This window comes from Bradyrhizobium sp. B117, from assembly GCF_038969555.1.
Classification (GTDB): Bacteria; Pseudomonadota; Alphaproteobacteria; order Rhizobiales; family Xanthobacteraceae; genus Bradyrhizobium.
The window spans coordinates 9,699,337-9,713,474 of sequence record NZ_CP152414.1 but is presented as its reverse complement, the minus strand read 5'-3'; the positions used below and the strand labels follow the sequence as shown (position 1 = coordinate 9,713,474).

13 protein-coding genes are annotated in these 14,138 nt (G+C 63.9%); 9 read left to right on the top strand and 4 right to left on the bottom strand.

Features of this window, described 5'->3' with window-relative positions:
- The first annotated feature begins 34 nt into the window (after positions 1-34).
- The gene (locus AAFG16_RS46040; RefSeq protein ID WP_342735913.1) at positions 35-460 is read left to right on the top strand and encodes a DUF1330 domain-containing protein; all 426 of its coding nucleotides are present in this window, start codon (positions 35-37) and stop codon (positions 458-460) included.
- A 6-nt stretch (positions 461-466) separates the two neighbouring features.
- On the top strand, positions 467-601 hold the full coding sequence (locus AAFG16_RS46035; protein ID WP_342735911.1) for a hypothetical protein: 135 nt from the start codon (positions 467-469) through the stop codon (positions 599-601).
- On the opposite strand, the gene AAFG16_RS46030 is transcribed toward AAFG16_RS46035, so the two are convergent.
- The 3 genes from AAFG16_RS46030 to AAFG16_RS46020 all read right to left on the bottom strand — a co-directional run bounded on the left by AAFG16_RS46030 (position 598) and on the right by AAFG16_RS46020 (position 3,943).
- Positions 598-1,824: an ABC transporter substrate-binding protein gene (locus AAFG16_RS46030; protein ID WP_283082765.1), complete on the bottom strand. Its 1,227-nt coding sequence runs from the start codon at positions 1,822-1,824 to the stop codon at positions 598-600. The two genes, AAFG16_RS46035 and AAFG16_RS46030, sit on opposite strands and share 4 nt — an antisense overlap.
- Before the next feature lie 366 nt (positions 1,825-2,190).
- Positions 2,191-3,432 carry an ABC transporter substrate-binding protein gene (locus tag AAFG16_RS46025; RefSeq protein ID WP_342735909.1) on the bottom strand — a complete coding sequence of 414 codons (1,242 nt, stop codon included), beginning with the start codon at positions 3,430-3,432 and terminating at the stop codon, positions 2,191-2,193.
- A 145-nt stretch (positions 3,433-3,577) separates the two neighbouring features.
- On the bottom strand, positions 3,578-3,943 hold the full coding sequence (locus AAFG16_RS46020; protein WP_342735907.1) for a DUF1304 domain-containing protein: 366 nt from the start codon (positions 3,941-3,943) through the stop codon (positions 3,578-3,580).
- Between the two features lie 92 nt (positions 3,944-4,035).
- Here AAFG16_RS46020 and AAFG16_RS46015 point away from each other — a divergent pair, with 92 nt between their 5' ends.
- On the top strand, positions 4,036-4,566 hold the full coding sequence (locus AAFG16_RS46015; RefSeq protein WP_342735905.1) for a methylated-DNA--[protein]-cysteine S-methyltransferase: 531 nt from the start codon (positions 4,036-4,038) through the stop codon (positions 4,564-4,566).
- A 156-nt stretch (positions 4,567-4,722) separates the two neighbouring features.
- Here AAFG16_RS46015 and AAFG16_RS46010 read toward each other — a convergent pair whose 3' ends face one another.
- Entirely contained in the window at positions 4,723-7,512 is a 2,790-nt protein-coding gene (locus AAFG16_RS46010) for a [protein-PII] uridylyltransferase (RefSeq protein ID WP_342735903.1), read from the bottom strand.
- A 214-nt stretch (positions 7,513-7,726) separates the two neighbouring features.
- Between AAFG16_RS46010 and AAFG16_RS46005 the strand changes: the two genes are divergently transcribed.
- The 6 genes from AAFG16_RS46005 (at position 7,727) to AAFG16_RS45980 (ending at position 14,103) form a co-directional block, all read left to right on the top strand.
- Positions 7,727-8,689, top strand: a complete 963-nt coding sequence (locus AAFG16_RS46005; RefSeq protein WP_342741084.1) for an aliphatic sulfonate ABC transporter substrate-binding protein — start codon at positions 7,727-7,729, stop codon at positions 8,687-8,689.
- 241 nt (positions 8,690-8,930) lie between these two features.
- Positions 8,931-9,776: an ABC transporter permease gene (locus tag AAFG16_RS46000; RefSeq protein WP_283082759.1), complete on the top strand. Its 846-nt coding sequence runs from the start codon at positions 8,931-8,933 to the stop codon at positions 9,774-9,776.
- A gap of 4 nt (positions 9,777-9,780) precedes the next feature.
- Positions 9,781-10,566: an ABC transporter ATP-binding protein gene (locus tag AAFG16_RS45995; RefSeq protein ID WP_283082758.1), complete on the top strand. Its 786-nt coding sequence runs from the start codon at positions 9,781-9,783 to the stop codon at positions 10,564-10,566.
- Positions 10,567-10,620: 54 nt separating this feature from the next.
- The gene (locus AAFG16_RS45990) at positions 10,621-11,130 is read left to right on the top strand and encodes an OsmC family protein (protein WP_027563284.1); all 510 of its coding nucleotides are present in this window, start codon (positions 10,621-10,623) and stop codon (positions 11,128-11,130) included.
- Positions 11,131-11,371: 241 nt separating this feature from the next.
- Complete coding sequence (locus AAFG16_RS45985; RefSeq protein ID WP_342735900.1) at positions 11,372-12,172, top strand: hypothetical protein; 801 nt, start codon at positions 11,372-11,374, stop codon at positions 12,170-12,172.
- Positions 12,173-12,426: 254 nt separating this feature from the next.
- Positions 12,427-14,103: a PAS domain-containing methyl-accepting chemotaxis protein gene (locus AAFG16_RS45980; RefSeq protein ID WP_342735898.1), complete on the top strand. Its 1,677-nt coding sequence runs from the start codon at positions 12,427-12,429 to the stop codon at positions 14,101-14,103.
- The last annotated feature ends 35 nt before the right edge of the window (positions 14,104-14,138 follow it).

The following is a 14,138-nucleotide window of genomic DNA, read 5'->3' as shown; positions in this document are numbered from 1 at the left end:
TTAGGATCGAATGCATAAAGAAGAGGGAGTTCGCATGGGCCACATCGATCCGACCAAGGAGATTTTCGCACAGTTCCGGGACAACGACCGCCCGGGTCCGATCCACATGCTCAACCTGGTCCGGTTGCGGAAGGAAGCCGCCTATCCCGATGGCCGCAAGGCCAGCGGCGCGGAAGCCTATGCCGCCTATGGCCGGGAGAGCGGCCCGGTGTTCGAGCGCCTCGGCGGTCGCATCGTCTGGCAGGGCAAATTCGAGCTGATGCTGATCGGCCCGCAGGAGGAGCGCTGGGACCATTGCTTCATCGCGGAATATCCGAGCGTCGCCGCCTTCGTCGAGATGATCCGCGATCCCATCTATCGCGAGGCGGTGAAGCACCGGCAGGCGGCGGTGGAGGACTCGCGCCTGATCCGCCACGCCGTGCTGCCGGTGGGCAAGAATTTTGGGGAGATACCGGAGTGAATGCCATTGGGCGAATCTCTCTCCATCGTCATGGCCGGGCTTGACCCGGCGATCCACGCCTTCCGTTGTCGCCCCAAGAAGGTGGATGCCCGGGACAAGCCCGGGCATGACGTCGTCGAGGAAGTTGTTTCCGAGAACTAACCCGCCGGCCCCGCATCTTCCAGGATCGGGCCGAACAGCTCCCAGCGCTCGCCGTTGAACTTCATCATCTGAAGCTGCTTGTTGACGCGGTAGTCGGTGGCCGAGGTGTTGGCCTTGATGCCGGGTAGAGCGATGTCGCCGGTGACGTCCTTCAGCGAGGCCGCCTGCTTCATGACGTTCTCGCGCGTCAGGTTGTCGCCGCACTGCTGGAGCACGTGGGCGAGCAGCTGGGCGGTGCCGTAGCCGTAGGTGTTGAAGTTCGAATCCTTGTCGCCGTCGGGATAATACTTCGCCATGAAGTCGAGATAACGCTTCATGCCGGCGTCGTCCTTCCAGGTCGGATCGAGAGGATCCTTGCCGTAGTTGACGCTGATGACGCCCTTGGCGGCCTCGAGCCCCGCCGGCTTCATCACCGCGCCGACCGAGGTGGCGTTGATGTCGACGATCTGCACCGGATGCCAGCCGAGCTCGGCGATCTTCTTGATCGCCTGCGCCGCCTGCTTCGGCGTGGTGGCGCTGAAGAACAGATCGGCGCCGGCGTCCTTGATCTTGAGGATCTGCGAATCCACGGTCGGATCGGAGACCTCGTAGGACGCTTCGGTCACGATCATCTTGGCGGCCTTGTCGCCGAGGCCGGCCTTGAGGCCGTTCAGATAGTCCTTGCCGAGGTCGTCATTCTGATAGAGCACGCCGATCTTGGCGTTCGGATGCTCCTTTATGATGTACTGGCCGTAGATGCGGCCTTCGACGAAGTAGTTCGGGTTGTAGCCCATGGTCCACGGGAAATTCTTGGGATCCGTGAACTTCGAGGCGCCGGTCGCCGCGAACAGTTGCGGTACCTTCTTGGCATTGAGATATTTCTGCACGGCGGCGTTCGAGGGCGTGCCGATGATCTGGAAGGTCAGCAACACCTCGTCGCTCTCGACCAGCTTGCGCACCTGCTCCACGGCCTTCGGCGGCGAATAGGCATCGTCATACTGGATCAAATTGATCTTGCGGCCGTTGATGCCGCCCTGGTCGTTGATCATCTTGAAATAGGCGGCCTGGGTCTTGCCGATCGACGCATAGGCCGACGCCGGTCCCGAGAACGGCACGGTCTGTCCGACCTTGATCTCGGTGTCGCTCGCGCCCGGATCATATTTTTTCTGGGCATTGGCCGCAGAGATCGACAGCGCGAGGGTCAGCGCCGTCGCCGTGGCCAGATGCAGAATTCCATTCCTCATTCGCAATTTCCTCAGCTTGTTTTTCCGACGGTCTGCCGGGCGCACTGCGCGCCCGATGCCATCGCTGAAGAGGAGTGTGGAGGAACGATTGCTGCGACGCAAGGTGGGCGTGGCGAGCCGTTCGTAGGGGCATTACTTCAGCCCCGCACTCCGCTGCGTTCCCTCCCCCCTTGCGGGGGAGGGCTAGGGAGAGGGGTCGCCGCGGGCGAGAGCAGTGCTTTGAAGCGCAGACGCAGCAGTCGAATGCGAGGAGAGCGCGGTCACGGCATGATCGACAGGCCTTGCCGTGTGGCGCCCCTCTCCCTAACCCTCCCCCGCAAGGGGGGGAGGGAGCGAGAGAGCGTCCGCTGCCGCCTAAGAGACGAACTAACCTGACGGACCCGTGTCCTCGATGATCGGTCCGAACAGCTCCCAGCGTTCGCCGTTGAACTTCATCATCTGCATCTGCTTGTTGACGCGGTAGTCGTTCGGCCCGGTGTTGATCTTGATGCCGGGCAGCGCGAAGCTCGGGGTGAAGTCCTTGATGTTGGCGACCTGCTTCATCACGTTCTCGCGCGACAGGTCGTCGCCGCACTGCTTCAGCACCTGCACCAGTAGCTCCGCCACCGAATAGGCGTAGGTGTTGACGGTGTTGAGCTTGTCGCCTTCAGGGAAATACTTGTCCATGAAGGCGAAGAAGGCCTTCACGCCGGGATCGTCCTTCCACTGCGGGTCGCCGGGCTCCTTGCCGTATTGCGTCGAGATGATGCCCTTGGAGATGTCGAGGCCGGCCGGCTTCAAAGTCGCCGAGATCGGGCTCGCATTGATGTCGAGGATATGCACCGGCGTCCAGCCGAGGTCGGCGAGCTTCTTGATCGCCTGCGCCGCGAATTTGGGCGTCGAGGCATCATAGAACAGATCGACGCCCATCGACTTCAGCTTCACCACCTGCGAATCCACCGTGGGATCGGTGACCTCGTAGGAGACCTCGCCGACGATCATGCTGGCGGCCTTGTCGCCGAGGCCACTCTTGAGACCGGCGAGATAATCGCGGCCCATGTCGTCGTTCTGGTAGAGCACGCCGATCTTGGCGTTGGGATGCTCTTTGAGAATGTACTTCGCGTAGATCCGTCCCTCGGACACGTAGTTGGGATTGTAGGCGATGGTCCAGGGATAGTTTTGCGGATCGTTGAAGCGCGCAGCGCCGGTCGAAGCGAGGAGCTGCGGGATCTTCTTGCCGTTGAGATACTTCTGCACGGCGGCGTTGGCGGCGGTGCCGATGATCTGGAAGGTGAACAGCACCTCGTCGCCTTCGACGAGCTTGCGCACCTGCTCGACCGTCTTCGGCGGCGAATAGGCATCGTCATACTGGATCAGGTTGATCTTGCGGCCGTTGATGCCGCCCTGATCGTTGATCATCTTGAAGTAGGCGGCCTGGGTCTTGCCGATATTGGCGTAGACGGAGTAGGCGCCGGAGAACGGCACGGTCTGGCCGATCTTGATCTCGGTGTCGCTCGCACCGGTGTCATATTTCTTCTGTGCGAGGGCTTCACTTAAGAAGGCTTGGCTGGCGGAGAACGCGAAGGCGAACGCCGCCGTGGCAGCTATATAGGCTCTGCGAGTCTTCATGTTGGGATGTTCCTCCTGACGGAATTTTCCGGCCGACGGTCTTTTCCCGTTGATTGCAACGGTCGCCATCGCTGCCGGAGAGTGTGGAGGAACGCGAGGTGCCGCGCAAGGATCGCGGCGGGCGTTGAAGCGTCTCAGGTCAGGACTATTGGGCCAGGAACAATGCAGCCAAGGCGACCGCCGCTGGCAGCGCCTGCACGATCAGGATGCGCGTGCTGACGGTCGCTGCACCGTAAGCCCCGGCCACGATCACGCAGAGCAGGAAGAAAACCTTGATCTGGAACGCGAACGCCGGATTGCCGTGGACCAGACCCCAGATCAGGCCGGCGACGAGGAAGCCGTTATAGAGCCCCTGGTTGGCGGCGAGCACCTTCGTGATCTCGGCCTTCTCAGGCGTGTTGCGAAACACCTTCAGGCCTTGCGGCTTGGTCCAAAGGAACATCTCCAGGACCAGGAAGTAGGCGTGCAGTGCGGCGACCAGCGCCACCAGGATATTGGCGATTAGAGTCAAGGTGAGCTCCCCCAAAGCGTCAGCTTTCGGGTGGACGTTAGCACGGCCGCCATGGCAAACGCGATGCCGTGTTTCGACGCCATGGTGCCGCAATGCCCGTTCGATCAACCAGACCGTCTGTAAGCTTCCGCGTCGATCGCCTGCCGACACCGATAGGGGTCGCGCTGCTCGTCACCGATGCCGAGGGCAATCTTCGTGCGCTCGATTGGGAGGATTACGAGCACCGCATGCGCGAGCTGTTGCGCCTGCATTACGGCGCGGTGGATCTGGCCGATCGGCCTGCGCCCACCCAGATGCGGACGGCGCTGTCGAATTATTTCGAAGGTGATCTCGGCCAGCTCTCAAGCATCGCATGGCGGATCGCCGGCACGCCGTTCCAGCAGAAGGTCTGGACCGCGCTGGCGAAGATTCCCGTCGGCACGACGATGAGCTACGGTGCGATGGCCGCCAGGATCGAGATGCCGAAGGCCATTCGCGCCGTCGGCCACGCCAACGGCTCCAACCCGATCAGCGTCGTGCTGCCATGCCACCGACTGATCGGCGCGGATGGCTCGCTGGTGAAATATGGCGGCGGGCTGGAGCGGAAGAGGTGGCTGCTGCGGCATGAGGGGGTGGAGGTTTAAAGGCCTGATGCAGGCCAATCTCTCCACTCGTCATTCCGGGAGGGCCCGAAGGGCCAGGCCCGGAATCCATAACCCCGGCTGGTGGATGTGGATTCCGGGCTCGCCGCTACGCGGCGCCCCGGAATGACGAAGGGAAAGAGATGCGCGCAACCAGCTTCACGCCGCCGGCTGCACCGCCTTGTCGCCGGCCATTACATGGGTCAGCGCGCTCTTGATCGCGGACTGCCGCGTCGGCGCATTGATCTGTGCGCCCAGGAGGTCGGTAACGTAGAACACGTCGCGGGCTCGCTCGCCGAAGGTCGCGACATGGGCTGACGCAATGTTGAGGTTGAGCTTCGAGATCGCGGTGGTCAGCTCATAGAGCAGGCCGGGCCGGTCGAGGCCGGAGACCTCGATCACGGTGTAGCGGTCGGACCATTGGTTGTTGATGGTCACCTCCGGCTCGATCACGAACGGCCGCGCCTTGCTGCGCACGGTGCGCCGCGCCACCACCTCGGGCAGGCGCAACTTGCCTTCGAGCACGTCCTCGATCATCTCGCCGATTCGCGTGGCGCGCCGTCCCTCGTCCTCGTCGCGGTCGTATTCCCTGGAGATCGAGATGGTGTCGAGCGCGCGGCCGTCGGTCGTGGTGTAGATCTGGGCGTCGACGATGTTGGCGCCGGCCGAGGCGCAGGCGCCGGCGATGATAGACAGCAGCCAGGGATGGTCGGCGGCGAAGATCGTCAGCTCGGTGACGCCGCGCACCTCGTCGAAGCCGACATTGATCGCGAGCTTGTGGCCGGCCTGCTCGCTGGAGCGCACGAAGCGGGCGTGGCGGATCTTTCGCGGCAGCTCGACCTTGAGCCAGTAGGCCGGATAGTGCCGGGCGATATAGGCATCGAGCTCGTCCGCCGGCCATTCGGCGAAGGCGTTGCGGAATTCGGCGTAGGCGGCCGTGAGGCGCTTGCCGCGATCGACTTCCGAAAAGCCGCCGGTCAGCACCGGCTCGGTCTCGTAATACAGCGAACGCAGCAGCTGCGCCTTCCAGCCGTTCCAGACGCCCGGACCGACGCCGCGGATGTCGGCGGTGGTCAGGATGGTGAGCAGCTTCATTTGCTCGACCGACTGCACCACGGCGGCGAAATTCTCGATGGTCTTGCGATCCGAAAGGTCGCGCGACTGCGCGACCGTGGACATCGTGAGGTGCTCCTCGATCAGCCAGGCCACGAGCTCGGTGTCGGCCGGGCTGAAGCCGAGCCGCGGGCACAGTCGGCGCGCGACCTTGGCGCCGGCGATCGAGTGATCCTCGGGCCGGCCCTTGGCGACGTCGTGCAGCAGCGTGGCGATATAGATCACCGCGCGGTGCTCGGGGCGGGTCTTGCGCATCAGGTCGCTGGCGAGCGTGAACTCCTCGATGCCGCCGCGCTCGATGTCCTGGAGGAAGCCGATGCAGCGGATCAGGTGCTCGTCGACGGTGTAGTGATGATACATGTTGAACTGCATCATCGAGACGATCTTGCCGAAGGCGCGGATGAAGTGGCCGAGCACGCCGGTCTCGTTCATCCGCCGCAGCACGATCTCCGCGTTGTCGGAGGTCAGGATCTCCATGAACAGCCGGTTGGCCTCGGGGTTCTCGCGCAGCTGCGCGTTGATCAGGCCGAGCGAGCGCGTCACGTCGCGCATCGCGTCCGGATGGAACGCGAGATTGTTTTTCTGCGCGAGGCGGAAGATGCGGATCAGGTTGACCGGATCGTGCTTGAACACGTCGGGCGCGGCGACGTTGATGCGGTTGTTGTCGACGATGAAGTCGTCGCTATCAGGCACGCGCCGCTTCACCGGCGTCGGGCGCAGCCGCGCCATCATCCGGCTCAAGACCGGCGCGGGCTTGGCCTGCTGGTCCTCGAGCTTGGCACAGAGGATGGCGGTGAGGTTGCCGACGTCCTTGGCGACCAGGAAGTAGTGCTTCATGAAGCGCTCGACGTCCTGCATGCCGGGATGCGAGGTGTAGCCGAGCCGGATCGCGATCTCGCGCTGGAGGTCGAAAGAGAGGCGCTCCTCGGCGCGGCCGCAGTAGAAATGCAGATTGCAGCGCACCGACCAGAGGAAATCGGCGCAGCGGCGGAAGGTGCGGTATTCCTGCGCGTCGAAGACGCCGCGCTCGACCAGCTCGTCGGTGTCGCGCACGCGATAGACGTATTTGGCAATCCAGAACAGCGTGTGCAGGTCGCGCAGCGCGCCCTTGCCGTCCTTGACGTTGGGCTCGACCAGATAGCGCGACTGGCCGCCGCGACGGTGCCGCTCCTCGCGCTCGGCGAGCTTCGCGGTGACGAATTCGGACGCGGTGCCCTGCACCACTTCCTTATCGAAGCGCTCGACCAGCTCGTCGTAGAGCGGCTGGTCGCCGGTGAGGAAGCGCGTCTCCAGGATCGCCGTGCGGATGGTCATGTCGCCGCGCGCCTGGCGGATCGATTCGTCGACCGAGCGCGTGGCATGGCCGACCTTCAACCCCATGTCCCACAGGCAATAGAGAATGGCTTCGGCGACCTGCTCACCCCAGGCGGTCTGCTTGTAAGGCAGGATGAAGAGCAGATCGATGTCGGACTCGGGCGCCATCAGGCCGCGGCCATAGCCGCCGGTCGCGACCACCGCCATGCGCTCGGCACCACTCGGAATCGGCGAGCGGTAGAGATGGCGGGTTGCTGCCGAATAGAGGATGCGGATGATCTCGTCCTGCACATGGCACAGCCGCTCGGCACAGCGCCTTCCGTGACGGTCCTTCAGCAGGATCGCCTGCGCCGCGGCGCGCGCCGCGATCAGCTCGGCCTTGAGCAGTTGTGCGACCGCGGTGCGGAACGCGTCCTCGCGTCCTTCATGCTTTTCGGCAAGGGCATCGACCGCGGCGGTGATCCGTGCGGTATCGAAACGATCGTCCACCTCAGGCTTCTGCTCAGTCGCGACGCTGTCCATGTCTCACCGAATATAGAGTCTCATCGGATATAAGAGGTGACAGGCGCTGTCACCCGCCATTCTCAGGCAATAGTCGTTCCATGCTGGAAAGGTGCGGCTTTGGGCAAATCTGTTCTCGGCCGCCACGCTTTCAAGGGGCGGATTTTCTCATTGACCTCTAGATATAACTCATTGAAAAACAATGAAGTTTTGGAGGATACTGGGCGTGACCTGGATGACACGACGCATTCTGCTCGCGGGAGCCATTGCGCTTGCCGCGACCCCCGCGGCAAAGGCGGCGGATCCGCTCAAGGAAATCCGCATCGACTGGGCGACCTACAATCCGGTGTCCATGGTCCTGAAGCAGAAGGGGCTCCTGGAGAAGGAGTTCGCCAAGGACGGTATCACCATCACCTGGGTGCAGTCGGCCGGCTCCAACAAGGCGCTCGAATTCCTCAACGCCAGCTCGATCGATTTCGGCTCGACCGCCGGCTCGGCGGCGCTGGTCGCTCGCATCAACGGCAACCCGATCAAGTCGATCTATGTCTATTCGCGCCCCGAATGGACCGCGCTGGTGACGGGCAAGGATTCCAAGATCGCTGATGTCGCTGATCTCAAAGGCAAGCGCGTCGCGGTGACGCGCGGCACCGATCCGCACATCTTCCTGGTGCGCGCACTGCTGGGTGCCGGTCTCACCGAAAAGGACATCACGCCGGTGCTGCTCCAGCACGCCGACGGCAAGACCGCGCTGATCCGCGGCGACGTCGATGCCTGGGCCGGTCTCGATCCGATGATGGCGCAGGCCGAGGTCGAGGAAGGCGCCAAGCTGTTCTACCGCAAGGCCGACGCCAACACCTGGGGCATCCTCAATGTGCGCGAGCAGTTCCTGAAGGATTATCCCGACGCCGCCCGCCGCGTGCTCGCGGTATATGAGGAGGCGCGAAAATATTCGCTGGCGAATTACGACGAGCTGAAGAAGACCTTCATCGCCGTGACGAAGCTGCCCGAGGCCGTCGTCGACAAGCAGCTCAAGGAGCGTACCGAGCTGACCCACAGCCGCATCGGCGCGCCCCAGCGCGAGTCGATCCTCGCCGCCGGCCTCGCGCTCCAGCAAGCCGGCGTCGTCGACGCCAAGGTAGACGTGAAGGCGACGCTGGATGCGCTGATCGACGACCAGGTCCCGCTGCCGACGAATTAGTCGGCAGGGAAGAGGCACGCGCGCGCAGCAAATTCCGTCGTCGTCCCGGGGCGCGAAGCGAGCCCGGGACCCATAACCACAGGGCGTGGCTTGGCGCTAAGGCGGTCACTCCGAGTCCCCGTAACCACATCGTCCTGTGGCTATGGGTCCCGGGCTCGCGCTGCGCGCGCCCCGGGACGACAGCGGAGGGCGCGGCAAGAGTAGTGTTGCATTCCCCGGCGAGACGCGCTTCCTACCGGCCATGATCTCCGACGCGCCAGTCCTGCAGCAAACTTCGGAACCCGCCGAACGTGCTGCCGCGCCCTCGCGGCTGTCGCGCTACGGGCGGCCGATGCTGGGGCTGCTGTTGCCGATCACACTTGCGCTCGGCTGGGAGCTCGTGGTTTTTCTGGGCTGGTCCAACGGTCGCCTGGTGCCGCCGCCCTCGCGCGTGTTCGCCACCATCACCGAACTCGCCCGCTCTGGCGAGCTGGTCCGTCACATCGCCGCGACACTGTGGCGCGTCGGTCTCGGCTTTGCATTCGGCGTGGTGGCGGGCACGCTGTTAGGTGCCATCTCCGGCTATTGGTCGCTGGCGCGGCGGCTGCTTGATCCAACCGTGCAGGCGCTGCGCGCGATCCCCTCGCTCGCCTGGGTGCCGCTGTTCATCCTCTGGCTCGGCATCTTCGAGACCTCGAAGATCGCGCTGATCGCGGTCGGTGTGTTCTTCCCGGTTTATTTGGGCGTGATGGGTGCGATCCTGTCGGTCGATCGCAAGATCGTCGAGGTCGGCCGCACCTTCCGCCTCTCCGGCTTTGCCATGATCCGGCGCATCCTGCTGCCGGCGGTGCTGCCGGCCTATGTCGTGTCCTTGCGCGTCGGTCTCGGTCTCGGCTGGATGTTCGTGGTCGCCGCCGAGCTGATCGGCGCCTCCGAAGGTCTCGGTTATCTCCTGCTCGACGGCCAGCAGCTCGGCAAGCCTGCGCAGATTCTCGCCGCCATCGTGATCTTCGCCATCCTCGGCAAGCTCACCGACTGGCTGATCGAGGTCGCGGCCGCGCCATTCCTGCGCTGGCAGGACGCCTTCTCCCGCGCGAGGGGAGCCTAACGCGATGCTGGCACTCGACCGGGTCAGCAAGACCTATCCCAACGGCGTCGAGGCGCTGGCGCGCTTCTCCGCCGAGATCAAACAGGGTGAGATCATCGCCATCATCGGCGGCTCGGGCTGCGGCAAGTCCACATTGCTGCGCGCCATCGCCGGCCTCGACCGCGCCAGCTCCGGCACGGTGACGCTCGACAGCGAAGCGATCTCTTCGCCGCACGCCAAGATCGGCATCATCTTCCAGGAGCCGCGGCTGCTGCCCTGGCTCAGCGTCGCCGACAATATCGGTTTTGGGCTCGCCGATCTGCCGGCGGCCGAGCGGCGCGACAAGGTCGCGCGCGCGCTCGATCGTGTTGGTCTCGCCGACAAGGCGCAAGCCTGGCCGCGCGAGCTCTCCGGCGGACAGGCGCAGCGCGTCGCGATCGCCCGTGCGCTGGTGCCGCAGCCCGAGGTGCTGCTGCTCGACGAGCCGTTCTCGGCGCTCGATGCGTTCACCCGCAGGGATTTGCAGGATCATCTGCTCGATCTCTGGGCCGACACGCGCCCGACCTTGATCCTCGTCACACATGACGTCGACGAGGCCGTGGTGCTGGCCGACCGCGTGCTGGTGATGCGGCCGCGGCCGGGCCGGCTGTTCGACCAGATCGAGATCAATCTCGCCCGGCCGCGCGACCGCAACGCGCCGCTGTTCGAGACCTTCAAGCGGAGTGTGCTGAAGTCACTCGACCGCTCGCTCGACCGCAGCGTGCCCGACCGTGACGCAACCCAGGGTCCCGGTCAGGCCATGTGGTGGTGACATTCGCTCCTTAAGCCGGTACATCGGCAGGCGTATTTTCCGGGAGAGAACAACATGGACGCCGCCGAACTGCGCCAGATGCAGGCTCCGATCAAGGAACGCTACAAGACCGATCCCAAGGCCGCGATGATCACGCTGAAGGCCAAGGGCTCCACCGACAGCGAAGGCATCGCCTGCAAGGTCGAGACCGGCCGCGCCATCGCAATGGCCGGTTTGCACCCCGCCACCGGCGGCTCCGGCCTCGAGCTCTGCTCCGGCGACATGCTGCTGGAAGCCCTCGTCGCCTGCGCCGGCGTCACGCTGAAATCGGTGGCGACCGCGATCGAGGTGCCGCTGAAGACCGGCAACGTCTATGCCGAAGGCGATCTGGATTTCCGCGGCACGCTCGGCGTCGACAAGGAGACGCCGGTCGGCTTCGCCGAGATCCGCCTGCGCTTCGAGGTCGATACCGATGCACCGCAGGACAAGCTCGACCTCCTGCTGAAACTCACCGAGCGCTACTGCGTGGTCTACCAGACCATCAAGAACGGCCCGAAGGTTTCGGTGTCAATGCAGCGGATGTGACGCGAAGGCCCTAACCGAACAATCGGTGTCGTCCCGGGGCGCGCCGCTTGGCGCGAGCCCGGGACCCATAGCCCAGGCCGTAGTGATTTCAGACGGTCGTAGCTCCAGCTCTTTAACCACCACGGCCTGTGGTTTTGGATTCCGGGCTCGCGCCAAGCGGCGCGCCCCGGAATGACGGACAGAATGCTTCGCCTACATCCGGATCGGCGCTTCGCCTGTCCGCGACGACAAAAACAAAAAAATGTCCCTCGACCTCCACTTCATTCTCATTCTTCTCCTGCGCATGGCGATTGCGGCGGCGTTCGTCGTGTCGGCTTCGATCATCACCGAACGCTCCGGCCCGGTGATCGGCGCGCTGGTGGCGACGCTGCCGATCTCGGCGGGCCCCTCCTATGTCTTCCTCGCGATCGACCATGACGCCGCCTTCATCGCGCAAGGCGCGCTGGCGAGCCTTCCGGTCAACGCCGCGACGATCGTCCTCGGGCTCACCTATGTCGTGCTGGCGCAGCGGAACAATCTGCTGGTGAGTGTCGGAAGCGCGGTCGCGGTGTGGATCGTGCTCGCCTCCATCATCCGCCTGTTCGACTGGAGCTTGACGGCCGGCCTCGCCGTGAACCTGGTCGCTTTCGGCATCTGCATTCCGCTGCTCGCAAAGTACCGCCACGCGAAGATGCCGCTGGTGACGCGCCGCTGGTACGACATCCCGTTCCGCGCCTCGCTGGTGGCGACGCTGGTCGCGATCGTGGTCTCGACCTCGGGCTGGGTCGGCCCGCGGGTAAGCGGCGTCATCGCGCTCTACCCGATCGTGTTCACCAGCATCATGGTGATCCTGCATCCGCGCATCGGCGGTCCGCCGACTGCTGCCGTGCTCGCCAATTCCGCCTGGGGGCTGCTCGGATTCGGCATGGCGATTGCAGTGATGCACGTTGGGGTCGTGAAATTTGAATCGGCGATTGGTCTTTTTCTGGCGCTTGCAACCTGCGTGACGTGGAACTTGACGCTGTGGTGGAGTGGACGCCGAAGACAGCGCATTGAAGCGTAAGCATTCCACACGGAATTTTTGCGGGGGATTGGCCAGTAGTACTGCGGTGCTTGGCTGCGCGATTTCGATAGCGTCGTTAATTTAATCTTTGCGCCTTGTCCGTAAATATACCCGTCGGCTGTGGAGGCGGCCCTCATCAAATGCGGGCCTATGGTTCCAGTACACCCGAGTGACGGGCGAGCCGAAAATTTTCGAGCGCAAGAGCGACGCTGGTTGCGTCATGTAAAACGATTTCTCATCGAGGAGACATTTGGATGTTCGGTCGCAAGTCCCATAGTGATGCACAGGCGCGGCTCGATGCCATTGGTCGCTCGCAGGCGATGATCGAATTCAAACTTGATGGGACGATCGTCACCGCCAACAAGAATTTTCTCGATGCCCTCGGCTATAGGCTCGAGGAAATCCAGGGCAAGCATCACTCGATGTTCGTGCCGGCCGACCAGCGCGAAACTTCCGAGTACAAGGCGTTCTGGGCCGCACTGAATCGTGGCGAGTATCAGGCGCGCGAGTTCAAGCGAATCGCGAAGGACGGCCATGAGGTCTGGATCGAAGCATCCTACAATCCGGTGCTCGACGGCAACGGCAAGGCGGTGATGGTCGCCAAGATCGCGACCGACATCACCGAGAAGAAGATCCGGAGCATGACGGACGCCTCGAAGATCGCCGCCAGCAGCCGCGCCCAGGCCGTGATCGAATTCAAGCTCGACGCCACCGTCGTCGCCGCCAACGAGAATTTCTGCAAGGCACTCGGCTATTCGCTCGCCGAGATCCAGGGCAAGCATCACAGCATGTTCGTCGCCCCCGCCGAACGCGACGGTGCGGCCTATCGCGAGTTCTGGGCCAAGCTCAACCGCGGCGACTACCAGGCCGGCGAGTTCAAGCGTATCGGCAAGGGCGGCCGCGAGGTCTGGATCCTCGCCTCGTACAATCCACTACTCGACGAGAGCGGCAAGCCGTTCGGCGTGGTCAAGTACGCAACAGACATTACCGCGGAAAAGCTGAAGAACGCCGATCTCGCCGGTCAGATCGCGGCGATCGACAAGGCCCAAGCCGTGATCGAATTCAACATGGACGGCACGATCATCACGGCGAACGCTAACTTCCTCGCTGCGCTCGGCTATCCGCTGGCCGAGATCAAGGGCAAGCATCACAGCATGTTCGTCGAGCCCAGTGAGCGCGACGGCGCGGCCTATCGCGAGTTCTGGGCCGCGCTCAACCGCGGCCAGTACCAAGCGGCCGAATACAAGCGCATCGGCAAGGGCGGCAAGGAGGTCTACATCCAGGCCTCCTACAACCCGATCCTCGATCTCAACGGCAAGCCGTTCAAGGTCGTGAAATACGCCACCGACACCACGCGGCAGGTGCTGGTCCGCATGGGCAACGAGCGCGTCCGCGGCATGATGGAATCGGTCGCCGCCGGCTCCGAGGAGCTCAACGCCTCGGTCCGCGAGATCTCCGAGGCGATGACCAAGTCGCGCGAGACCGCGATGAGCGCGGTGGACCAGGTCGCCGCCGCCGACGCGCAGGCGCAGCGCCTCACCGAGGCGGCGCAGGCGATGAGCGGCATCGTCGAGATGATCAACAGCATCACTGGACAGATCAACCTGCTCGCGCTCAACGCCACGATCGAATCCGCCCGCGCCGGCGAAGCCGGCCGCGGCTTCGCGGTAGTCGCGTCCGAAGTGAAGAGCCTCGCCAACCAGGCCAAGCAGGCAACCGACAAGATCGGCCAGGAGATCGGCAGCCTCAACGGCATCTCCGGCGACGTCGTCAGCGCGCTCGGCTCGATCAAGCAGGCGATCAACAACGTCAGCGAATACGTGACCTCGACGGCGGCTGCCGTCGAGGAGCAGAGCACGGTGACGAACGAGATGTCGACCAGCATGCAGCGCGCCGCCGCGGAAGCCGCGGCGATCGCGGCGCGGGCGTAGTCAAGCACTCGGAATCGTAGGGTGGGCAAAGGCGC

Bases quoted from the DNA above. Each gene is read 5' to 3' on its own strand.
- AAFG16_RS45980 (WP_342735898.1), top strand. From the start codon at position 12,427: ATGTTCGGTCGCAAGTCCCATAGTGATGCACAGGCGCGGCTCGATGCC.
- AAFG16_RS46030 (WP_283082765.1), bottom strand. From the start codon at position 1,824: ATGAGGAATGGAATTCTGCATCTGGCCACGGCGACGGCGCTGACCCTC.
- AAFG16_RS46010 (WP_342735903.1), bottom strand. From the start codon at position 7,512: ATGGACAGCGTCGCGACTGAGCAGAAGCCTGAGGTGGACGATCGTTTC.
- AAFG16_RS46025 (WP_342735909.1), bottom strand. From the start codon at position 3,432: ATGAAGACTCGCAGAGCCTATATAGCTGCCACGGCGGCGTTCGCCTTC.
- AAFG16_RS45990 (WP_027563284.1), top strand. From the start codon at position 10,621: ATGGACGCCGCCGAACTGCGCCAGATGCAGGCTCCGATCAAGGAACGC.
- AAFG16_RS46000 (WP_283082759.1), top strand. From the start codon at position 8,931: ATGATCTCCGACGCGCCAGTCCTGCAGCAAACTTCGGAACCCGCCGAA.
- AAFG16_RS45995 (WP_283082758.1), top strand. From the start codon at position 9,781: ATGCTGGCACTCGACCGGGTCAGCAAGACCTATCCCAACGGCGTCGAG.
- AAFG16_RS46005 (WP_342741084.1), top strand. From the start codon at position 7,727: ATGACACGACGCATTCTGCTCGCGGGAGCCATTGCGCTTGCCGCGACC.
- AAFG16_RS46040 (WP_342735913.1), top strand. From the start codon at position 35: ATGGGCCACATCGATCCGACCAAGGAGATTTTCGCACAGTTCCGGGAC.
- AAFG16_RS45985 (WP_342735900.1), top strand. From the start codon at position 11,372: ATGTCCCTCGACCTCCACTTCATTCTCATTCTTCTCCTGCGCATGGCG.
- AAFG16_RS46015 (WP_342735905.1), top strand. From the start codon at position 4,036: ATGCCCGTTCGATCAACCAGACCGTCTGTAAGCTTCCGCGTCGATCGC.